Genomic DNA, 23,558 nt, shown 5'->3' on the forward strand with positions numbered 1-23,558 from the left:
TCTCTCCCTATTTATTTTTATTTTCCTTTAATCGCTCTGACAAGTAGAAATACTCAATAATTTTCTTTCTATCAAATAACAATTTTTTGTCCATAATAGTTTCAATTAATATAGAAGCTAACTTTTCAGAATTATGTCTTATCAGACCATTTCTAACTGTTATAAAATCACCTTCAATGATACTTACATCTAATTTTTTTAGTTCATTTTCATCTACTGAAACTAAATGAGATGCCTCTTCCTTATATTTTCCTTCTAGCTCATCATCAATTTTACCAACATTTATTACAACATAATCTATAACATTATTTCCAACATGTTTAAAGATTGATTTTATATGATCCTCAACTCCAAAACCGTCTGTTTCTCCTTTCTGCGTCATTATATTTGATACATATAACTTTACAGCTTGAGTTTTATTTACAGCATCAGCGATATCTTTAACTAAAAGATTAGGAATAACACTTGTATAAAGACTTCCTGGACCCAGTATTATAGCATCTGCCTCTAATATTGCCTCTACAGCTTCCTTAAGGGCTCTTGCATTTTTGGGCTCAATAAATACTTTCTCAATTGAACTATTCTGTTTAATAGCCTCTATTGGAATATTTGATTCCCCTTCTACTATTGTTCCATTCTTGAGCTTAGCCTTTAATATAATATTATCTAACGTAACAGGCATTACCTTACCTGTTACCGCCAGAACAGAGCTCATCTTATGAACTGCTTCCTCAAAATTACTTGAGATTCCATCCATAGCTGCCAAAAATAGATTCCCAAAACTTTGATTTTTTAATCTACCATCTTTAAATCTATACTGAAGTAGTTCCTCCATAAGTGGCTCCGTATCAGCCAATGATAGAATACAATTCCTTATATCTCCTGGTGGAAGCATCCCTAAGTCCTCTCTTAAATCTCCTGATCCACCACCATCATCTGCTACTGTAACTATTGCAGTTATATTTGAAGTATAGTATTTCAAACCTCTCAGCATTGTAGATAGACCTGTTCCTCCGCCTATAGCCACAATTTTAGGCCCTTTTACTAACAATCTTTTTTCATATATTAAATTTTCAAGTTTCCTAGAATCCAAAGAAACATTCAGGTATCCTTTGTTTATTAAAGCAATAATTGAACGCATTCCTTGAGTTATAGACACGTATAAAACAAAAACTCCTGAAGTAATCAAAAAAACATAAAATGATATATAGTACATGCTATAGAATCTTCTGTTTACAAATTCTAATACACCAAATATTATAAACAAGATCCCCATGGCCCCAAGCATAACCCATCTTTTAACCTTTATGCCCGGTCTAAACCAGTCTACTATCTTCATAGTTTTTTACCACCTTTATTAGTGTCTTCCTCTATATCTCTATGATCAATATTCACCTTATATCCACTGTTCTTTAACTTATTAAATATTGAATTCGCAATAGTTACAGACCTATGTCTGCCTCCTGTACAACCTATTGATACTATAAGCTGTCTTTTTCCTTCTTTTAAGTAACTAGGGATTAAAAAGCTCAACATATCCTCTAATTTGCCAATAAATTCTTTAGTTTCTTCAAATCCCATAACATAGCTTCTAACAGGCTCATCGTTTCCTGAGTATTTTTTCAACTCTGGAATATAATAGGGATTCGGTAAAAATCTTACATCAAATACTAAATCAGAATCTACAGGTATCCCATATTTAAATCCAAATGAAAGCACTGTTATCATCAATTCTGTTTCCATCTGTCCTTCTTCTGCATAAATTTTCGTTATTTCTTCCCTTAACTCTCTTGTTGCAAGCTTTGATGTATCGATGATATTGTCAGCTCTATCCTTTACTTCTCTTAGCTTGTTTCTTTCTAATAATATACCATTTAGTATTCTTCCATCTGGTGCTAAAGGATGCTTTCTCCTGCTCTCTTTAAATCTTTTTATTAATACTTCATCAGAAGCATCTAAGAATAAAATTTCATACTTATAGCCTTCACTTGTTAAATACTTAAGACTTTCAAATAGATCATCGAAAAATTTTCCGCCTCTTATATCTATTACTAAAGCTATCTTATCAATTTTACCATCGGTTTGATAGCAAGCCTCTGCAAATTTAGGTATCAATGTAGGCGGAAGGTTATCTACACAAAAATATCCTAAATCCTCTAGATTTCTTATAGCTTGAGTTTTGCCTGCTCCCGATAGACCTGTTACTATAACAAATCTCATAGTCAACCCTCCTGTTAGCGATTTATCTTTATTATTTCTAATATTAAAATTGATATTACAAATGTAATATACATTCATTTTATAATTATAACACAACAATTTATAAGAAGGAATAGAATATAAAATGGAGAATTTAACATCGAATTAGTGTTAAATTCTCCATTTTTCTATTTTATAGTATCTACTTTAAATTCCTAAATATTACTACAATCTTCTCCTATAATTCTTACCTCAGTATATAAATCTACATTAAACTTGTCTTTTACCTTATCCTGTACAAGTTTAATCAAGTCTAAGATATCTTTGGCTGTAGCTTCTCCCTTGTTTATTATAAAACCAGAGTGTTTTGCAGAAACTTCAGCTCCACCAACGCTTATTCCTTTTAAACCACTATCTTCTATAAGTTTAGCAGCAAAATATCCTTCAGGTCTTTTAAATGTACTTCCAGCAGATGGATACTCAAGCGGTTGTTTTTCGCTTCTTCTTCTATTTAGGTCATCTATTCTATCTTTTATTTTTTGGTACTCACCTTTATGAAGCTTAAATGTAACCTGCAGAACAGTATATCCATGTTTAAGTATAGAGCTCATTCTATAACCCAGCTCTAGTTCTTCTTTATTCAGAACTGTTATATTTCCATCGTTGTCTATGATTTTAGCACTTTCTATAACATTTGATATTTCTCCATTATAAGCACCTGCATTCATTGCAGCGGCTCCTCCAATGCTTCCTGGAATACCACATGCGAACTCAAAACCTGTTAAATTGTTTTCTAGCGCTACATCTGAAACGTCTTTTAATTGCGCTCCACTTTGTGCAATTATTTTTTCACCTTCTATTTTTATATCATCTAGCTTACATAGTTTAATAATTGCACCTCGTATTCCTCCATCTTTCACAAGTAAATTAGTTCCATTTCCTATTATGTAGTATGGAATATTATTCTCTCTACATAACTTTATAACATCTACTACTTGCTGAAAGCTTTCAGGGGTCGCTAATATATCTACTGGACCTCCTACCTTAAAGGATGTATGGTTTTTCATTAGTGCATCTATTTCTATGTTTTCATCATCTAATATATTAGTTAACTTTGTACTAAAATCCTTAAATTTATTCATGACATATTCTCCTTGAAAATTAAAATTACGTATCATTTTTAGTATAATGTATGTACAATCCTTAATCAAGCTTAATATCTTGAAGCTTTCCTTTTTTCTTTAAATATTTTATAAATTTAGCCTCATCAACATTCATTATAAGATCTTCAGTTACCCCTGCCATTCTTAATACCTTCTCGACCTTTGGAAACTTTCCTATTTGAAAACAAGTATGTGCATCGCTTCCTAGTATTATGTTAGCACCATGCTTTTTACATAACTCTGATATTCTAAGACAGTTTTCCTCACTGCCTCTTCTTGAATTAAAGGAACCGTTATTTATCTCTATAAGAATATCTTTATCTTTAGCCTTCTTTATCACTTCTTCTTCCCAAATAGGAAAAGCTGGATTACCTGGATGACCGATAATATGCACATTCTCATTATTCATAACATTTAATAATGCCTGCGTATTTTCATCTTTATTACCAGGCTTTATACACACATCATGCAAACTAGCAATAATTACATCCAGTCTTTTTTGTGTTTTTTCCGGTATATCCAAATTTCCTTTAAAATCTAAGATATTTGCTTCACACCCTCTAAGAATTATCACTCCAAATAACTCTCTTGGTAACACTTTTAGATTATTAAAATGGAATATATGTGGTCCTCCTGGCATCTTAGGCCCGTGATCTGTAGTTGCTAAAATTTTAATCCCATTATTAGATGCTTCTTTTACATTTTCCAGCCATGTAGTATAGGCATGGCCACTAGCCACAGTATGGGTGTGTGCATCTAAAACATATTTCATTAAGTTACCTCCCTAATCTTGGCCCTTAAAATAGTCTATAATACTTTGAGCCGCCTTTTTATCTATAGATGGTGTATCAATTAATTCATCAAAAGTTGCCTTCTTTATGCTATCAATACTTCCAAATTTCTTTAGAAGCTCTTTTCTTCTTTTTTCTCCTATACCAGGAATATCCTCCAATATGGAATGAAGCACTCTCTTATTTCTTAGACTTCTATGATATGTTATGGCAAATCTATGCACTTCATCCTGTATCCTTGTAACTAACCTCATAACATTAGAATGTATACTTAATGGAAGCTCTTCATTATTGTATATTAAGCCTCTTGTATTATGTTTGTCATCCTTTACCATCCCGCATACAGGTATGCTAATATTAAAACTCTTTAATACATCTAGAGCAATATTCACCTGTCCTCTTCCTCCATCCATCAATATTAAATCTGGAAAAATGCAGAATTTGCCTGAGCTTAAATCCAATTGTCTCTCCTGTATACCCTTTATTTCTTCCATTCCATGTTGAAACCTTCTGGTTAAGATCTCTCTCATACTATCATAATCATTTGCACCTTTTACTGTATTTATTTTAAATCTTCTATAGTCACTATTTTTAGCTCTACCTTCTTCAAAAACAACCATAGTTCCAACAGAGTCTACCCCCTGAATATTTGAAATGTCATATGCTTCTATTCTGTGAGGAATATCCTCTAAATTAAGTATATCGGCAATCTCCTTCAAAGATGTCTTATAAAGTTCTTTTTCCTGAATAAATTTTAATTTAAAATTTTCTAATGTCATCTTTGCATTTTTTTCTACAAGATTAATGGTATCTTTCTTTTCACCCTTTTGAGGCATTTTAATAGTTACCTTTGAACCTCGCTTCATTCCCAGCCATTCCTGTAAAAGATCTTGATCCTCAATAACTGGAACATATATTGTCTTTGGAATATATGCTGTACCTCCATAAAATTCTTTTATGAAGGTAGAAATAACTTCCTTCTTGTCTACATCAACAGTATTTTCTATAATAAAATGCTCTCTGCCAGTTATTTTACCACCTCTTAAGAAAAACACTTGAACGCAGCTATCCTTTTCATCGCTATATATATTTATAAAGTCTTCATCCTCAAAATTTCCTGTAATTATCTTCTGCTTTTCTGTAATTTTTCCCACTGCTAAAAATTTATCTCTTAAAGCTGCTGCTTTTTCAAATTCTAGATTTTCAGAAGCCTGTTCCATTTCTTCTTTTAAAGATTTCAATATATTTTTGTCTCTTCCTGATAATAAGTCTATTATATCAGAAACTATCTTACCATAGTCCTTTTTGCTAATATTCCCGCCACAAGGCGCATTGCACAAGCCTATATGATAATTAAGGCATGGTCTTGTCTTTTCTCCATCCTCTTTTATAGATTTTTTGCAGTTTCTCACAGGAAATATCTTCTTGAGTAACTCTATTGTTTCATAGACAGCAGAAGCATCTGTATAAGGTCCAAAATATTTAGCTCCATCTTTGGCTAACATTCTAGTTATAAATACTCTTGGGAAGTCTTCATTTGTTGTTATCTTTATAAATGGATAATGTTTATCATCCTTAAGTAGAATATTATATCTTGGTCTGTATTTCTTAATTAAATTACATTCTAGTATAAGGGCTTCCATTTCTGAATCTGTTACTATATATTCAAATTCAGCTATATTTTTCACCATAGCCTTAACTTTCTCTGAATGATTTTTCGAACTTTGAAAGTACTGTCTAACTCTATTTTTTAATACCTTAGCTTTTCCAACATATATGATTTCCCCTAAGGAATTTTTCATTAAATATACTCCAGGTTTATCTGGCAAAACCTTTAATTGATACTCAAAATCAAACACATAATCACTCCTATTAGACATATGAAAATAAATAACGAGTCGAAAATATACTGCCATACTGACTTGTTATTTATTTGAATGTGCCTTAATTCTTATTTACAAAAAATCATCGGAATCTTATATATTGCAAATAGAAGTCCAAATATTGCAAGCAATTCTTCTATAGTAGTTCCAAGCTTCGAATTTGTCTTATATGTAACAGGAAATTTTACTTTTTTACTTTTGAAAGGATATAGTAGTGGAACTCCTCTGTTAGTTGTCATATCACATAATAAATGCATGCCATATCCTATCATAAAATAATATACTAAATAATGTATGTTGTACATATTTCCTATGTATCCTGCAATAAATGAAAAAATAATCATTCCAGAAAGGCTATGCGTTAACCCATTTCTGTGCGAGGATATTGCAATTATTATAAAAGATATTCCCAATGCTTTTATAATAGGTTCTTTAGTATAAAGATAGTCGTACCATAATAATATTATACCAATGCACATGTAAAGAATAATTTTAGTTGCTTTATTTTTAAACGGAAGTATATACTTATTTATAACACTTTTAGGGTGGTCAATATCTGGCAATATGGATGCCAAAATTACCACAATAATACCAATATAATTAGACTTTTCCGGTAAACTGTTGTAAAGTGATAAAAAAGTGACTATTCCAACCCCAGCATGAGTTTTACCCTTCATAATTGCTCCTTTTAAAAATAATCTAATATAAACTTTAGACATATTTATACCAAATTATTTTTATATCTCGATTATTGTCTATATTATATCATTAAAGCTTTAATAATTTTACTTTTTACAACAAAAAATTTCCCGGGAAAATATACAATGTAAAAAAATAAAATGTCAGTAGAAATTTTCCTATGCCTACCGACATTTTATTTGCTAATTTACCAAATTAATCTATTTATTTAAATATATTATGGTGATAAATGAAAATTAAAGGAATATATATTATTTTCTTAATGCGGTTCTCATCACTTCAGATGCTATTCTAGCTGCAGCTTTACCACCTTGACCTCCATCTTCCACAATTACTGCTACCGCTACTTGTGGATCATTATATGGGGCGAAACCTATAAACCATGAATGAGGTGGAGCATCTTTTCCTTCATATTGATGATCTGCTGTTCCTGTTTTTCCGCCAACCTCAATACCCTCTATAGCTGCATTACCCCCAGTTCCTTCCTGAACAACAGACTTCATAAAGTCTTTCATAGTGTTTGCTGTATCAGCAGAAGTAATCTGACCTAATGATTCAGGTTGTATATTTTTAACCAACTGTCCCTTGCTTGTAACAACATCTTTGACTAGGTATGGTTTCATCATTATTCCACTATTAGCTATAGTACTTGTAACTACTGCCATCTGAAGCGGGCTCGCAAGGTCGCTGCTTTGCCCTATAGCACTTTGAGCAATGCTTCCTTTTTCGTTTTTTTTCAATGTAGGGAATTTACTAGCTTCAACTGGGATTCCATCTGCTGGTATTTCCTTATTAAAATAGAACTTTTCTGCAGTTTGCTTTAGTTTATCATTACCAAGCTCTAAACCCAAAGTTCCAAATACCACATTACTTGAGTGTGTGAAAGCATCTTTAAAACTTAGACTTCCTAGTACTTCACCATTAAAATTATGAAGTGAGTAATCCTTAGAAATATACAAGCTTCCATTATCCTCAAATGTTCTATTCTTTATTCCCGGCATATTTTCCAATGCGCTTATAGCAGTTATTGCTTTAAATGTAGATCCTGGTGGGTATAGTCCTGCAGAGGCTCTATTTATTAAAGGCAAATTCTTATCTTTATTAATATCAGCCCAAATCTCTTGTAAGTTATTAGGATTAAAAGATGGCTTAGATACCATTGCCAATATCTCTCCAGTCTTAGGATTTAATGCAACTACCGCACCTTTGTTATCTCCTAGCAAATCATATGCTTTTTTTTGTGTCTCGAAATCAAGAGTTGTTTTTAAACTATTACCAATTTTCTCTTCTGTTTTTCCCTTATTTAGTAACAAGTTTTTCACGTTATCTTTAATATCTGTAGACATAAGCTCTTCATCGTATTTTCTCTCAAGTCCTGTTATTCCATATTTTATATCTACATATCCCAATACATGTGCGAACAACTCTCCGCCTGTGTATTCTCTTTTTTGCGTTTCCTTATTAATTCTTTCGCTTTTAGTGAGAGGTTTACCATTCCTATCGTAAATAGTTCCTCTTAGCACTTCATTTCTCTTAACCCACATCCTCTTATTATATGGACTGCTCACTATCTTAGGTCCTACTATTATTTCAAAATAAGTTATATAAGATATTAACCCTATAAAACATACCAAGAAAATTATAAGAACTTTTTTTATACTATTTGATATATCGTTCATATTTATCTACCCTCTTCTGATATCTTTTGGATTATACCTAATGAAAAAAACGTAATAAGCATAGAGCTTCCTCCGTAACTTACCAAAGGTAGAGTTATACCTGTAAGAGGTATTGCATTCATAACCCCACCAACTATAACAAGTACTTGTGATGCTATCATAGCACTATATCCAACTGCAAGTAATCTTGAAAACTTATCTTCCACGTAAACTGCCGCTCTCATACATCTATAAAAAAGCAAGAAATACAATATGATTATTCCGAAACCTATAAGTATTCCAAGTTCTTCACATAAAACAGCAAAAATAAAGTCTGTGGTGTTAACCGGTACATATTCTGGGTGTCCCAATCCTAAGCCAGAGCCAGTTAATCCGCCTGAAGCTATTGCAAACATCGATTGTACTACTTGATAGCTTTTTCCAGTAGCATAGGGCCATGGATTCATCCATATTAAAACTCTTGTTTTCACATGATCAAACAGACTATAACTTATCACGGCACCTGCAGCAAATAATCCGACACAAGTAGCTATATAGCTAAACTTTGACGTAGCTATATAAAGCATCGTTATTGATATTCCAAAAAATATTAATGCAGAACCAAGATCCTTTTGTAATACCATGAAACCTAAAGACACCATTACTACTATTCCAGGCATTATAAGATCTTTAAAGTTTTCATAATCCTGCAGCTCAGATGCTAGATAAGCTACTAAAAATAACTTTCCAAACTCAGAAGGCTGAAAAGTGAATCCCCCTATTACAATCCAATTCTTAGAACCATTTATTTCTGTTCCCATTAACATAGCCATACTCATAAATATTAAAGTAAATACTAAGTAAACATATTTGTACTTGCTAAAACTCTTTAAATCTGGCAGCAATACCACTATTAATATAAACCCTGTTACTCCTATAGCAAACCAAATTATTTGCTTTATTGAGCTCGCTGTATCAATCCTGTAAATCATAACCATTCCTATAACGGATAGTATGCTAGAAAAAATAAATATATATTTATCACCATCTGAAAAGAATTTTCTTATTATTATATATGAATATCCTATAAGCAAACATGTAACTACGGCCATAATCATAGCCCCTTTATCAAAGGGTTGTTTAAGTATGGCTAGGTTAAGAAAACACACTAAACACAAAAGATATGTGTACCTTAAAAGTTTCTTCTCATCTCTACTCGTGTCCAAAATAATCACCACCACATCGTAAAATTTCAACTAAAGTATCTTAAAAATAATATTCAGAAATGCCTAAATAGTCAAAAGTGAAAAAACCTAGGAACTTAAAGTATAAGTTCCTATGCTCTTCACTTTTATCATAATTGTTATATAACTTTATACTTAAATATACATTCATTATCCTATAACCCTAAAGGATGTATTACCAATTTTAATTTCATCACCGGAATTTAGATATTCTCTACCCTCAAGTTTTAAACCGTTCAACAATGTACCATTAGTACTTCTTAAATCTTCTATTATACAATCGTTGTTCTTAACATATATCCTTGCATGATGCCCTGAAGCATACGGGTCGTCCAATACAAGTAAGTTATCGTTTTTCCGTCCCACTGTTATCTCACTTTGGATTGGAATAACTCCACCTCTTCTTAAATTTGCATTGTTTCCAGGCTCTACTATCTCAAGCCCGAAGGATTTTCTGTTACCTGCTCTTGCTCGTCTTCCGCCATTTTTTATATCTTTATACATTATTCTTAATGCTAAGAAAATTATAATATAAACTATTGCTATGATTATAATTTTAAAGATTAAACTTAATTTGCTCAGATCCATATAACCACCTTCTTGTAAATTTATTAAATAAAACTTTTCCTATTGCCTATTAACATATCAAAAGACTAGCATCAGTAAAGGGTTATGCTAGTCTTATATAAATTATAACATCTTTTTTAAATAATGTCCCGTATAAGAATGGCTATTTTCTGATATTTCCTCTGGAGTACCTGTGCATAAAATCGTTCCTCCCTTTTCCCCTCCTTCTGGACCTAGGTCAATAATATAATCAGCACATTTTATTACATCAAGGTTATGCTCTATAACTACTACGGTGTTTCCTGTTTCAACAATTCTTTGAAGAATACTTATAAGTCTATTTACATCATCTATATGAAGCCCAGTAGTAGGCTCATCTAAAATATATAAAGTTTTCCCTGTACTTCTCTTAGATAACTCATAGGCTAGCTTAATTCTTTGAGCCTCTCCACCAGATAGCTGAGTTGAAGGTTGCCCTAGTCTTATATATCCTAACCCTACATCCATAAGTGTTTGTATCTTATTCTTTATTCTAGGTATGTTTTCAAAGAACTCTAATGCTTCTTCAACTGTCATATTTAAAACATCATCTATAGTCTTACCTTTATATTTTACCTCAAGAGTCTCTCTATTATATCTTTTTCCCTTACAAACTTCGCAAGGAACATATACATCAGATAGAAACTGCATTTCAATTTTTATTATTCCATCCCCACTGCAGGCCTCACATCTTCCACCTTTAACATTAAAACTAAATCTACCAGGCTTATATCCTCTCATCTTAGCTTCTGAAGTATTTGCAAAAACTTCTCTTATAATATCAAATACTCCAGTATAAGTAGCTGGGTTAGATCTAGGCGTTCTTCCTATAGGACTTTGGTCTATATTTATTATTTTATCTATATTCTCTACGCCTAAAATGTCTTTATGACTACCAGGGTTATCCTTTGAGTTATTTATTCTTTTATTCATTCCCTTAAATAGCACTTCATTTACAAGAGTACTCTTTCCTGAGCCAGACACCCCAGTAACACAAGTCAGTATACCTAAAGGAAAATCTGCATTAACATTCTTGAGATTATTTTCTTTAGCCCCTTTAACAGCTATATTTTTCCCATTTCCTTTTCTTCTCTCTGAAGGCAACTCAATTTTTTTCCTGCCACTTAAATATTGTCCAGTTATTGATTCTTTATTTTTCATTATTTCATCAATAGTACCTGCAGCCACAATTTTCCCACCATGCTCTCCTGCTCCAGGTCCTATATCTACGATAAAATCTGCTTCTTTCATCGTATCTTCATCATGTTCAACTACAACTAATGTATTACCTATATCTCTTAAATGTTTCAGTGTGGAAATAAGTCTATCATTATCTCTTTGATGCAATCCTATACTTGGTTCATCCAATATATATAGTACTCCAACTAGACTAGAACCTATCTGTGTTGCCAATCTAATTCTTTGAGATTCTCCTCCTGACAGCGTTCCTGCTGTTCTTGATAATGTTAGATAATCTAATCCAACATCAATTAAAAACTTTAATCTGCTTTTTATCTCTTTTAATATTTGATCACTAATTATTGCTTCTTTTTCAGATAAAATAATCTCATCTAAGAACTTCAATTCATCTCTTATAGACATTGCACAAAATTGAAAAATATTTTTGCCACCAACTGTAATAGCTAAAACTTCTGGTTTAAGTCTTGCTCCTTTACATTTTGGACATGGGTTATTACTCATATAATTTTCAACTTCGCTTTTAATGTAATCTGAGTTTGTTTCTAAGTATCTTCTTTTCAAATTATTAACTACACCTTCAAAAGCATGATTAAATTCCATTACTCCATTTTCTCTTGCATAGTTAACTTTGATCTTTTCTCCCTTTAAGCCGTATAATAATATATCAACAATCTCAGGCTTTAACTTTTCTATAGGAGTATCTAGTTTAAATTTATATTCTTTAGAAAGAGCCTTTAGTATACTAAAGGTCCAGGAATCTTCTTTTAAGCTTCCACTCCCCCAGGTCGCAATAGCACCGTCAAGTATACTCTTGCTTTTATCTGGTATTACTAGATCCGGATCTATTTCCATTAATGTTCCTAGGCCATCACAGCTGTCACATTTTCCAAAGGGGGAATTGAAGGAAAACATTCTTGGAGCAATTTCTCCTATACTAATACCACAATCTGCACAGGCAAATTTCTCACTAAATAATACGTCTTCTTCACCGATTACATTTACAATAACCAATCCTTCAGCAAGCTTCAAAGCAGTCTCAAGTGAATCTGCCAATCTACTTCTTATGTCTGGTTTTACTATTAGCCTATCTACAACAACTTCAATAGTGTGCTTTATATTTTTTTCAAGCTTTATTTCCTCTTCTTCTAAATCAATAGTTTCTCCATCTATTCTTGCTCTTACAAATCCGTTCTTTCTTATATTCTCTAATATTTTTACATGTTCGCCTTTTCTGCCCTTTATAATAGGAGCAAGTATTTGAATTTTAGTTCTCTCAGGTATAGACAATACCCTATCTACCATTTGATCAACAGTTTGTTGAGTTATTTCTTTTCCGCACTTTGGGCAATGTGGAATTCCTATTCTTGCATATAAAAGTCTTAAATAATCATATATCTCAGTAACAGTACCAACAGTAGAACGCGGGTTTCTACTTGTAGTTTTCTGATCAATAGAAATTGCCGGTGATAATCCCTCTATATACTCAACATCTGGCTTATTCATTTGTCCCAAAAATTGTCTTGCATAAGCAGACAGAGATTCAACATAACGTCTCTGCCCTTCTGCATACAAAGTGTCAAATGCCAGAGATGACTTCCCAGAACCGGAAAGTCCAGTAAATACAATTAGCTTATCTCTTGGTATCTCTAAGTCAACATTTTTTAAGTTGTGGACTTTAGCTCCCTTTATTACTATGCTATTTCTCATTAGCTTTATTTACACACTCCTTAATACTTTTTCATAATTAATAAACACTCTTAATTTTTCTTTTGCTTTTTGAGCTTAGCTATAATATCACGTAGTTTTGCTGCCTGCTCAAATTGAAGGTTTTTAGCCGCATCCTTCATGTCTTTTTCGTATTTCTCTATAAGCTGATCTATACTTTCATTATTAGCTTGAACAGCCTCTTCTAAACTATCATATTCCACTTTTTCTTCTGAAATAGTTGTGGCTTCTATAACTTCTCTAATGTCCTTAATAATAGTTTTAGGTGTTATATTATGCTTTTCATTATATTCCATTTGTATCTTTCTTCTTCTATTTGTCTCCGAAATAGCTCTTCCCATGGAATCTGTTATTCTATCTGCATACATTACAACCTTACTGTCTGCATTTCTTGCTGCTCTTCCTATAGTTTGTATAAGGGATCTTTCAGATCTTAAAAATCCTTCCTTATCTGCATCAAGTATAGATACTAAAGCCACCTCTGGAATATCCAGTCCTTCTCTCAATAGATTTATGCCGATTAATACATCAAACTCGCCTTTTCTTAAATCTCTTATTATCTTCATTCTCTCTATTGTATCTATATCTGAATGAAGGTATCTACTCTTAACATTCATTTCTTTAAAGTAATCTGTTAAATCTTCTGCCATCTTTTTAGTAAGAGTGGTTACAAGCACTCTATACCCTCTGCTTATTGTCTCGTTTATGCTGGCATATAAATCATCTATTTGTCCCTTAATTGGCTTAACAATAATCTCCGGATCCAATAATCCAGTCGGCCTTATTATTTGTTCAACCACATTTGTAGAATGCTCTAGCTCATACTGCGCTGGAGTAGCACTTACGAATACAACCTGGTTCAACTTACCTTCAAACTCTTGAAATTGTAAAGGTCTGTTATCAAATGCTGAAGGAAGTCTAAAACCATACTCTACCAAAGACTCTTTTCTCGATTTATCTCCTGCATACATTGCCTTTACCTGAGGTAATGTAACATGACTTTCATCTATAAATAAAAGGTAGTCATCAGGAAAATAATCTATAAGCGTCTGAGGCGGAGTCCCTTTAGCTCTTCCATCTAGTATTCTTGAATAATTCTCAATACCGCTGCAGTATCCTACTTCTCTCATCATTTCTATGTCAAAATTAGTTCTTTGCTTTAGTCTTTGTGCTTCTAACAACTTGTCTTGTGCAGTAAGTTCCTTTAAACGCTCTTCCAATTCTATTTCAATTTTGTTTATTGCTACTTCAAGTCTATCTCTTGAAGTAGCAAAGTGTGATGCAGGAGATATTAATATATGTTTTGTTGTTCCTATTATTTCACCGGTTAGAACATCAAACTCCCTTATCTTTTCAATTTCATCTCCAAAAAATTCTACTCTTACTCCCTTATTCGTTGATGAAGCTGGAAATATATCTAAAACATCACCCTTGACTCTAAAGGTACCTCTTACAAAGTTTATTTCATTTCTTTCGTATTGTATTTCAACTAGTTTCTTTAGAACTTCATCCCTATCTTTGGTCATTCCTTGTCTCAGTGATAATGTAAGGTTTTTGTACTCTTCAGGATTACCTAGTCCATATATACATGATACGGAAGCCACAACAATCACATCTCTTCTCTCTAGTAACGCTGATGTAGCTGAGTGTCTTAATCTATCTATTTCATCATTTATAGAAGCATCCTTCTCAATGTATGTGTCTGTTTGTGCCACATACGCCTCTGGTTGATAATAATCATAATATGAAACAAAATATTCAACACAGTTTTCCGGGAAAAACTCTCTAAATTCTGAGCAAAGCTGAGCTGCTAAGGTTTTATTATGTGCCAAAACTAGTGTAGGTTTTTGAACCTTCTCGACTACATTTGCCATAGTAAAAGTTTTTCCTGATCCTGTTACTCCGAGAAGTGTTTGAAACTTTTCTTCACCTAATATTTTATTCGATAAGTTATTTATGGCATTAGGCTGGTCTCCTGTAGGTTTAAATTTAGAATGTATCTTAAAAACACTCATTCTTTATTCATCCTCATCCTTATCTTTGTTTTTTATTTTATCTAGTATTTCACCAAATCTAGTCTCATCAAGCTTTACAACCATACTGTCCTTTGGAACTCCTCTGGGCACGAATACTATTCCCAATCTTTTATTGTCATTTAATTTATTATAACTTACTTGCTCAAATTTTCCTGTGACCTTCTTCACCTTAAACCATATAAAATTTGAGCATTCTCTTATAGCTTCAGATATTTTTTCTTCATTTTCAATTTTTTTATTATTAACTTCAACTAATAGATCTCCACATTTAATTCCCATTTCATTAGCTGGAGAGTTTGGCGCAACTGCTAACACCATTATTCCATCTTCTCCACTGATAAACTTAGGTTTTCCTTTGACTTCCACATATCTTTGAAATGCTATAATAGCTTCGTGTGCTGCTGGAGCAAATATTACTACTAAAAATTTAAGTGGTAGATTTAAAGCTGCAGCTTGGGCTAATCCAAATAAAGCAATACTATATACTATCATTAGAGAACCTGACATTAATGTCTTTGTCTCTTTATCCTTAGTAAAAGTTATACTATTGTATCCTACCATACCATAAAAGGGAATAAGTGCTACTACTGCATTCTTTAAAATCTCAGCTGGTATGGAGCTTTTGACTAATGGCCACCAATTTGGAAGTGGTACTTGCCAGGTTGTACTTATAGCAGTGTTATTATGAAGCATAAAAAATATTGCTATAGGTAATGCCCAGTACCTTTGAAAAGCAAAGCCACCTATTATCTTTTCGTCTCTACTGGTAAAAACCGGTATAGCTCCTGTTCTTCCATCTATAATTATAAGTATTCCTTCTACAAAGTGAAGAACTGCAATTAGAGTCATAAGTGATACTACATCTATTTTTAAAAAGTCCAAATTAGGTATGTTAAATGCACTTGAAACTAAACTTAACATTAAGCTAGTAAAAGCAAGCGCAGCACCTGAATAAGCAAAGCAGATAAATCGTGGATTAAAAAACATAAATATTATAGACATTAAAAATATTAAATCCACTGATGAACTTTCATCAAATACTATTCCTAAATAAGACATTATAACGCTGGCAAAAGCTCCTGCAAATATACCGATAACAATTTGCGATATAGTAAGCTCAAAAGGAGTATTTACTCTCTCACCAATTATCATCCTCTGCATTATAGTAGTTTTTTTATTTTTTCTGTAAAGAATAAAAAATAAAATAACCAAAAAAGTAACTAAATATGGTTCCGTCAACGCATAAGCTACAGCTCTTAAAGTAGACATCAAAATATTCATTTGAAAAATTTCCCCTCTCCGTAAAGTGAAACTTGCGCCAAATAAAGATCTACTTTATCTGGCGCGCAAGCAATGAAGTTAGACAGAATTATTCTGTCTAACTTTTAAATTCAAATATTATACAAAACGTAAACCAACCACAACTTATTTAATTTTACCTTTTGCTATCTCAAGTGCCTTTGCAAATTGAGGATCCAGGTTTCTGTCATACGGTTTTTGTCTAAGCTCATCTGGATATTTTACCTCTATATCAGGTTTTATCCCTGTATGATGTATATTTTCACCATTTGGTGTATAGTATTTTGAAACAGTAACCTTAAGAGCTGTTCCTTCGCCGGTATCTAGAATAGTTTGAACTACTCCTTTACCAAAGGTTTTTTCTCCTACTAAAGTTCCAATCTTATAATCTCTTACAGCACCTGAAAATATTTCTGAAGCACTTGCTGTACCTCCATTAGTAAGTATAGTAACAGATAAGCCTTCAGCCACTCCACCTTTAGATTTATATTCCTTTTTATTTTTATATTTATCTATGGTAGAAACTATAACCTTATCCTTAGGAACAAAATTAGAAACCATATCCACACATTCATCAAGTAACCCACCTGGATTACCTCTTAAATCTATTATTAGTGACTTCATACCCTTAGCTTGAAGCTCTTGTAATTTACTTGTAAAGTTCTTTGCCGTATTTTCATCAAACATTGTAACCTGCATATATCCTATGTTGCTATCTATCATCTCACCTTTTACTGTAGCTAAATTTATCTTCGCCCTTTTAAGCTTTACATCAAAGGTTCCCTTAGACTCCCTATATAATGTCAATGTAACCTCTGTTCCATCTTGACCTTTCATTAAAGTTACTGCTTTATCAAGTTCTTTACCAGTTACATCTATTCCATTCACTTTTTCAATTATATCTTTTGGAAGTATTCCCCCTTTTTTTGCTGGAGAATCTTCAAAAACATCAGCTACAACTATATTGTCATCCTTAGCCTGAACTTGAAGGCCAACACCACTGTAGTTTCCTTCTGTCTGAACGTTAAATTCGTCATATTCCTTCTTGTTCATAAATACAGTATAGGGATCTTTTAAAGCAGCTGTCATTCCTTTAATGGCCCCTTCTACTAAATCTGCGTCATTAATATTTCCATCATAATATTTATACAAATCATTTCTTACTTCAAACAGCTTTCCAAACTTTCCTGTTTGATTTGATATGTAAGCTTTAGTGCCAAACAATGTAATTGTATTGGTAATAAGTAGTGCTGCCACCGTACCTGAAATCCACTTTTTTTTACTATTCAAACTTTCCACCTCTTTGCTTTAAACCTTATACTCTATAGTATTTATATAAACCTTAAATAATTATAACATTAAAAAAAATAAATTTGTAAATTTATTTGTAAAATTTTAATAAAATGAGCATGCAACAAAATGCTGCATGCTTTTAAATGTGACTAAACTGCTAAGAATTTTCTTATTGATAAAATACTTCCTAAAGAACCTATTACTATACCTGCTACTAAAAATAAGCCTAAAATAGTAGTTAAAACATACTGTGGAGAAACTAATTGAATCATCATTAGACCTGTTGATGCTTTAACATATGCCATCTTATAAGCATAATATAGAGCTAAATCTGCAACTACTCCTCCTGCAATTCCTATAATCATACCTTCAATTATAAATGGCCATCTTATAAACCAATCTGTAGCTCCAATGTACTTCATTATTCCTATTTCACGTCTTCTTGAATAAAGTGTGAGTTTAATAGTGTTTCCTATTAAAAATAGTGAAACTCCTATTAGAACTATAAATATAATACTTCCAACCCATTTTATTGTTCTTGTTATAGCTAAAAGTTTATCTACAACTTCTCTTCCGTCTTTTATTGTATCTATACCTTCTGAACCTTTAATGCTATTAACAACAGTTGATACAACCTCTGGCTTTTGAACTCTAATTACATATGAATTAGGCATAGGGTTGTCTTTTTCAAGCCCATCTACAAGGCTTTTATTTTGATCTCCTAATTGTTTCTTAAATTTATCCATAGCTTGAGACTTGCTTTCGTATGTAACCTCAACAACTCCATCAACAGCTTTTATTTTCTTCTCTAATTCACTTTGCTGCTTTGTAGTAACATTATCTTTCAAGAACACCTTAACTTCAACTTTTGATTCCACTTCTAGTATTCCTTGTTTAACATTTAATATGGTAAGAAGAAATATACCTAGAATAAATAATGTAGCTGCAACAGTTGCCGCTGATGCTGTACTTATAGTTTTGTTTCTTCTTAAGCTTTTTAATGAGTCTTGTATAAAAAATTTTATTGTACTAATCCTCATATCCGTAAGCCCCCCTTTGCTCGTCTCTTACAATTATTCCTTTTTCAACTGCTATAACTCTTTTTCTCATGTTATCAACTATGTCCTTAGCATGAGTGGCCATCAGAATGGTTGTACCTGCGTGATTTATGTCATTTAATGTTTCCATTATATCCATTGCCGTTTCTGGATCTAAGTTTCCAGTAGGCTCATCTGCAATTAATATAGCTGGATTGTTAACTATTGCTCTAGCTAATGATACTCTTTGCTGTTCTCCCCCTGACAACTCATGAGGAAACGCTTTATATTTATTAGCTAGTCCAACTAATGAGAGAACCATTGGAACTTTTTTTCTTATCTCTTTTAAAGGAGCTTCTACTACTCTCATTGCAAAAGCTACATTCTCATATACATTTAGAGTAGGTATTAATCTAAAATCCTGAAAAACCACTCCTATCTTTCTTCTATAATAAGGTATCTCTTTTCTTTTTAAGTTAGTTATATCTAAATCATTTATTATTATATTCCCGCTTGTAGGCTGAACTTCTTTTAAAAGCATTTTTATAAAAGTAGATTTACCTGCTCCACTTGGTCCTACCAAAAATACAAATTCGCCTTTTTTTATTTTTACATTTATGTTTGATAAAGCAAACACATTATTGTTATATACTTTACTCACATTTTTAAACTCTATCATTAGAACATCTCCTTATATACATAAGCTTTCGATTTTTTTCACGTAACTATGTTCATTATAACATAATAAGACACGAAATAAATATTATATTCTATTAAATTATTATTAACAGCAAAAAAAGCATATGTAATTGAGTTATATTCAACCGTATATGCCACATATATACATTAATCACCCATCTCAAATCTACATTTTTTGTTAATGTATTACTTATATGATATAAATATGATATAAAAAACTAGAGATTCATCAGTTAATGATCTGATATAATGTCTTTAAAGCCTTCTCCTAAAACTTCATGTGCATCACTTACCGTAATAAATGCTTTTGCGTCAATTTCTTTTATATAATTTCTCAATTTTACAAGTTCCTTTCTTCCTAAAACAGCATAAAGAATATATGTATCTTCTTTGGTATACCCTCCTCTACCATGTAGAATAGTACATCCTCGTTCCAACTCTTCTATTATGAATTTACTTATTATATCGTTTTTTGTGCTTATAACCATTATTTGTTTTGAGACGTTGAGTCCTTCTATAACAATATCTATTACAAATCCATTTATAATAACAGCTAACAGAGCATACATACCTGCATCAGCACCAAAAGAAAAAGCTGCAAAAAGTGTTATAATAAAGTCTACTATCAAAAGTGACTTTCCTATATCTAAATGTAAAAACTTATTGAGTATTTTTGCCAGTATATCAGTTCCACCGGTAGATGCATTTTGATTAAGCACTATTCCTAACCCTATTCCAGATATAAAAGTGCCAAATATAGATGCCAACATTAGGTTTTTTGTGATTGCTATGTTTGGAGTCATAATTCTATCCATAATCCATATTGTTCCTGAAAGACTTAAACTTGTGTAAATAGTTTTAGCACCAAACTTATTCCCTATAACAATAAATGCAACTACGAATAATATTGCATCCATAATTAGCATTAAAAGACCTATAGGAAGACTGGGAATAAAATAATTTATTATTATTGCTGCTCCAGAAATTCCACCTGCTGCAATTTTATTTGGTGCTAAAAAAAACTTTACACTTATTGCAACTAATAAAATACCTATAGTAATTAAAGCATATTCCTTAATAGTTCTCATATTTTCGACCCCGCTACTATAATAAAATTTAAAAGTTGAAAAATCCTACTAAGACTAATTATTCCCTACTTTTTAATTTTATATTAGATACATGAAAATAAAAAACAAGTCAAAGATGATAGCATAACTGGTTTTTTCTTTATTTTCATGTGTCTTAGTGCGGTAAAGAAAAACGATGATATAAATTACTATATCATCGTTTAAGTGTAACCATTTATTAAATTATTTTAGAGTAAGACCTTTCTTAACAGCTTTAACAATATCATCAGCAGTTAATCCATATGCCTTTAGAAGTTCTGCTGGTTTTCCACTTTCTCCAAAAGTATCCTTTACTCCTACTCTTACTACTGGTGTAGGTTGGTTTTCACTTAAAACCTCACAAACAGCAGATCCTAATCCACCTATTATGCTATGTTCTTCTGCAGTTATAACTACTCCTGTTTCTCTTGCAGCCTTTATAATTGCTTCCTTATCTATAGGTTTTATAGTATGTATATTTATAACCTTAACTTTTATTCCTTCTTCTGATAATGTGTTATATGCTTCTAGTGCTGCATCTACCATTATTCCAGTTGCAATAACCACAGCATCTTTTCCTTCTCTTAGAGTTATGGCTTTGCCTATTTCAAACTTATATTCTGAGTTATCATTGATAACAGGTACTCCAGATCTTCCAAGTCTTACATAGCAAGGTCCTTTATATTCAGCTATTGCCTTAATCACAGCTTCTGTTTCTACCGCATCACTTGGGCTTATAACTGTCATATTTGGTAAGCTTCTCATTAGTGATATATCTTCGATTGATTGGTGTGATGCACCATCTTCTCCTACTGTAATTCCTGCATGCGTAGCACATATCTTTACATTTAATTCAGGATAACAAATTGAATTTCTTATTTGTTCAAAAGCTCTACCACTAGCAAATACAGCAAAAGTACTTACAAAAGGTATCTTATCACAAGTAGACATACCAGCAGCTACAGTAAGCATGTTACCTTCTGCTATTCCCATATTTATAAATCTTTCTGGACAAACTTTCTTAAAATCAGCTGTCTTAGTTGATTTAGATAAATCAGCATCAAGTACAACTATTTTTTCATTTTCTTGACCTAATTTTGCTAAAGCCTTTCCATATGCTTCTCTTGTTGCTATTTTGTTAGCCATTATTCTTCACCTCCGAGTTCATCTAAAGCTTTTTTGCATTGTTCTGCACTTGGTGCATTTCCATGCCAACCTGCTTCATTTTCCATGAAGGACACTCCTTTACCCTTCACAGTTTTACAAACTATTACTGTTGGTTTTTCTTTCACAGCTTTTGCTTCCTCAATTGCATTAATTAATTGCTCAATATTATGACCATCTACCTCTGCAACATTCCATCTAAAAGCTCTAAATTTATCAGCAATTGGTTCTGCTGACATTACTTCTTGAATAGGACCATCTATTTGAAGTCCATTATAATCAATAAAAGCTATTAAATTATCTAATTTATAATGAGCAGCTGACATAGCAGCTTCCCAAACTTGGCCTTCTTCTAATTCACCATCACCTAATAGTGTAAAAACTCTGTAGTCTTTTTTATCTATTTTCCCTGCTAAAGCCATTCCAACTGCTGCTGAAACACCTTGGCCTAATGAACCAGTAGACATATCTACTCCTGGAACTTCATTCATATTTGGATGCCCTTGAAGTATTGAACCAAGCTTTCTAAGCTTTTTTAATTCTTCTACATCAAAAAATCCTCTTCTAGCAAGTGCACTATATAGTACTGGAGCAGCGTGCCCTTTAGAGAGAACAAATCTATCTCTATCTAAATCCTTTACTTTTTCAGGCTCTATGTTCATTTCATTAAAATACAAAGTAGTTAAAATTTCTGTCGCTGATAAGGAACCACCAGGGTGACCTGAGCCTGACTCTGTTAACATTTTTATAATATCTTTTCTAATTACGTTTGCCACTTGCTTGAGTTCTTCTAAGTTCTTTTTCACAATCTCAACCTCCTATAATAAAGCTTACGTTTAAAAAATTCTTCTACTATTTTACCACAAAAAAACGTTTTTATATACAATAAAGGTGGTAAAATTTTTGCCACCTTCCATTTTATCTTGTCTCCACCTAGCTATATACATATATGTAAATACATCTAGGATGTGAATGCTAATAAAAAAACACGACAAATTGTCGTGTTTAAATATATTATTTACTGTAAACCTACGCTTATTAAAAGCGCCTCATCTACTTTTCTCATATCGTCATCGGTCATATGACCTATTTTCTCTTTTAGTCTTCTTTTATCTAAAGTTCTTATTTGTTCAAGCAAAACTACAGAATCTTTATTAAGTCCATAAGCTTCTGATGAAATTTCAACATGTGTTGGAAGTTTTGCCTTGTTTATCTGTGAAGTAATTGCTGCTACTATAACAGTAGGGCTATATTTGTTGCCAACATCATTTTGAATAATGATTACTGGCCTTATTCCACCCTGTTCTGAACCCACTACTGGGCTTAAGTCAGCATAAAATATATCTCCTCTTTTCACTATAGTGGTCATCAGCTAAATCACACTCCGAAAGCTTCGCTTCATATTCTTTAAATTCTTTCATGTCACTTGCAAAGCCCATTTCTGCAAACTCAAGATTGAGTTGAGCCATTTCTTTATATCCTTTTTCCATTTGTTCTATAATATTTAACCTTTTTTTCTCTTTAATATATAATATGATAGCTTCCCTAATAAATTCACTTCTTTTTTTGCAATCTTCCTCAAGTGCCTTATTAAATTCATTGTATAGTGTTTCTGAGAGGTTTACCACTAATCTCTTTGAATTTGACATATAAAAATTAATACCTCCTATTAACCTAAGCGAAAGATATGTACACACAAATTATAATCCTAAAACTGTCAGCATGTCAAAGAAATTATCCGTAATTTCATCATTTT

General features: G+C 32.2%; 20 protein-coding genes. All 20 read right to left on the reverse strand.

The window, feature by feature from the left end; genetic code table 11:
- Window positions 1–7 precede the first annotated feature (7 nt).
- The 20 genes from ACZ5N4_RS25035 to ACZ5N4_RS25130 all read right to left on the reverse strand — a co-directional run bounded on the left by ACZ5N4_RS25035 (window position 8) and on the right by ACZ5N4_RS25130 (window position 23,451).
- Window positions 8–1,339 (reverse strand): gluconeogenesis factor YvcK family protein, encoded by a 1,332-nt coding sequence (locus ACZ5N4_RS25035; RefSeq protein ID WP_464205346.1) that lies wholly within the window; start codon window positions 1,337–1,339, stop codon window positions 8–10.
- Entirely contained in the window at window positions 1,336–2,220 is an 885-nt protein-coding gene (gene rapZ / locus ACZ5N4_RS25040; protein WP_464205347.1) for an RNase adapter RapZ, read from the reverse strand. The genes ACZ5N4_RS25035 and rapZ overlap by 4 nt, the downstream gene beginning before the upstream one ends.
- 194 nt (window positions 2,221–2,414) lie before the next feature.
- Entirely contained in the window at window positions 2,415–3,341 is a 927-nt protein-coding gene (murB, locus tag ACZ5N4_RS25045; protein ID WP_464205349.1) for a UDP-N-acetylmuramate dehydrogenase, read from the reverse strand.
- A gap of 61 nt (window positions 3,342–3,402) precedes the next feature.
- Window positions 3,403–4,134 (reverse strand): PHP domain-containing protein, encoded by a 732-nt coding sequence (locus ACZ5N4_RS25050; protein ID WP_464205351.1) that lies wholly within the window; start codon window positions 4,132–4,134, stop codon window positions 3,403–3,405.
- A gap of 12 nt (window positions 4,135–4,146) precedes the next feature.
- Window positions 4,147–6,012 carry an excinuclease ABC subunit UvrC gene (uvrC, locus tag ACZ5N4_RS25055; protein ID WP_464205353.1) on the reverse strand — a complete coding sequence of 622 codons (1,866 nt, stop codon included), beginning with the start codon at window positions 6,010–6,012 and terminating at the stop codon, window positions 4,147–4,149.
- Between the two features lie 92 nt (window positions 6,013–6,104).
- On the reverse strand, window positions 6,105–6,713 hold the full coding sequence (locus ACZ5N4_RS25060) for a metal-dependent hydrolase (RefSeq protein WP_464211046.1): 609 nt from the start codon (window positions 6,711–6,713) through the stop codon (window positions 6,105–6,107).
- Between the two features lie 273 nt (window positions 6,714–6,986).
- Window positions 6,987–8,414, reverse strand: coding sequence for a peptidoglycan D,D-transpeptidase FtsI family protein (locus ACZ5N4_RS25065; RefSeq protein ID WP_464205355.1), 1,428 nt, complete (start codon window positions 8,412–8,414; stop codon window positions 6,987–6,989).
- Window positions 8,415–8,416: 2 nt separating this feature from the next.
- Window positions 8,417–9,619, reverse strand: a complete 1,203-nt coding sequence (locus tag ACZ5N4_RS25070) for an FtsW/RodA/SpoVE family cell cycle protein (RefSeq protein WP_464205357.1) — start codon at window positions 9,617–9,619, stop codon at window positions 8,417–8,419.
- Between the two features lie 168 nt (window positions 9,620–9,787).
- Window positions 9,788–10,225, reverse strand: a complete 438-nt coding sequence (locus tag ACZ5N4_RS25075) for an FHA domain-containing protein (protein WP_464205359.1) — start codon at window positions 10,223–10,225, stop codon at window positions 9,788–9,790.
- Between the two features lie 102 nt (window positions 10,226–10,327).
- Window positions 10,328–13,150, reverse strand: a complete 2,823-nt coding sequence (gene uvrA, locus ACZ5N4_RS25080; protein WP_464205361.1) for an excinuclease ABC subunit UvrA — start codon at window positions 13,148–13,150, stop codon at window positions 10,328–10,330.
- A gap of 50 nt (window positions 13,151–13,200) precedes the next feature.
- Window positions 13,201–15,183 carry an excinuclease ABC subunit UvrB gene (uvrB, locus tag ACZ5N4_RS25085; RefSeq protein ID WP_464205362.1) on the reverse strand — a complete coding sequence of 661 codons (1,983 nt, stop codon included), beginning with the start codon at window positions 15,181–15,183 and terminating at the stop codon, window positions 13,201–13,203.
- 3 nt (window positions 15,184–15,186) lie between these two features.
- Entirely contained in the window at window positions 15,187–16,485 is a 1,299-nt protein-coding gene (locus ACZ5N4_RS25090; protein WP_464205364.1) for a PDZ domain-containing protein, read from the reverse strand.
- Window positions 16,486–16,629: 144 nt separating this feature from the next.
- Window positions 16,630–17,793 carry a S41 family peptidase gene (locus ACZ5N4_RS25095; RefSeq protein ID WP_464205366.1) on the reverse strand — a complete coding sequence of 388 codons (1,164 nt, stop codon included), beginning with the start codon at window positions 17,791–17,793 and terminating at the stop codon, window positions 16,630–16,632.
- A gap of 152 nt (window positions 17,794–17,945) precedes the next feature.
- On the reverse strand, window positions 17,946–18,836 hold the full coding sequence (gene ftsX / locus ACZ5N4_RS25100) for a permease-like cell division protein FtsX (protein ID WP_464205368.1): 891 nt from the start codon (window positions 18,834–18,836) through the stop codon (window positions 17,946–17,948).
- Complete coding sequence (gene ftsE, locus ACZ5N4_RS25105) at window positions 18,826–19,512, reverse strand: cell division ATP-binding protein FtsE (protein ID WP_464205370.1); 687 nt, start codon at window positions 19,510–19,512, stop codon at window positions 18,826–18,828. Before ftsE ends, ftsX begins: the two co-directional genes overlap by 11 nt.
- Before the next feature lie 253 nt (window positions 19,513–19,765).
- A complete protein-coding gene (locus ACZ5N4_RS25110; protein WP_464205372.1) occupies window positions 19,766–20,620 on the reverse strand; it encodes a YitT family protein in 855 nt (284 codons plus the stop codon).
- A gap of 222 nt (window positions 20,621–20,842) precedes the next feature.
- Window positions 20,843–21,784 (reverse strand): transketolase family protein, encoded by a 942-nt coding sequence (locus ACZ5N4_RS25115; RefSeq protein WP_464205374.1) that lies wholly within the window; start codon window positions 21,782–21,784, stop codon window positions 20,843–20,845.
- Window positions 21,784–22,608 (reverse strand): transketolase, encoded by an 825-nt coding sequence (locus ACZ5N4_RS25120; RefSeq protein WP_464205376.1) that lies wholly within the window; start codon window positions 22,606–22,608, stop codon window positions 21,784–21,786. The genes ACZ5N4_RS25115 and ACZ5N4_RS25120 overlap by 1 nt, the downstream gene beginning before the upstream one ends.
- 212 nt (window positions 22,609–22,820) lie before the next feature.
- Window positions 22,821–23,171, reverse strand: coding sequence for a type II toxin-antitoxin system PemK/MazF family toxin (locus ACZ5N4_RS25125; protein WP_178906920.1), 351 nt, complete (start codon window positions 23,169–23,171; stop codon window positions 22,821–22,823).
- Window positions 23,131–23,451, reverse strand: a complete 321-nt coding sequence (locus tag ACZ5N4_RS25130) for a CopG family ribbon-helix-helix protein (RefSeq protein WP_211142708.1) — start codon at window positions 23,449–23,451, stop codon at window positions 23,131–23,133. Before ACZ5N4_RS25130 ends, ACZ5N4_RS25125 begins: the two co-directional genes overlap by 41 nt.
- Between the last annotated feature and the right edge of the window lie 107 nt (window positions 23,452–23,558).

The sequence above is a fragment of the Clostridium nitrophenolicum genome (genome assembly GCF_055391695.1).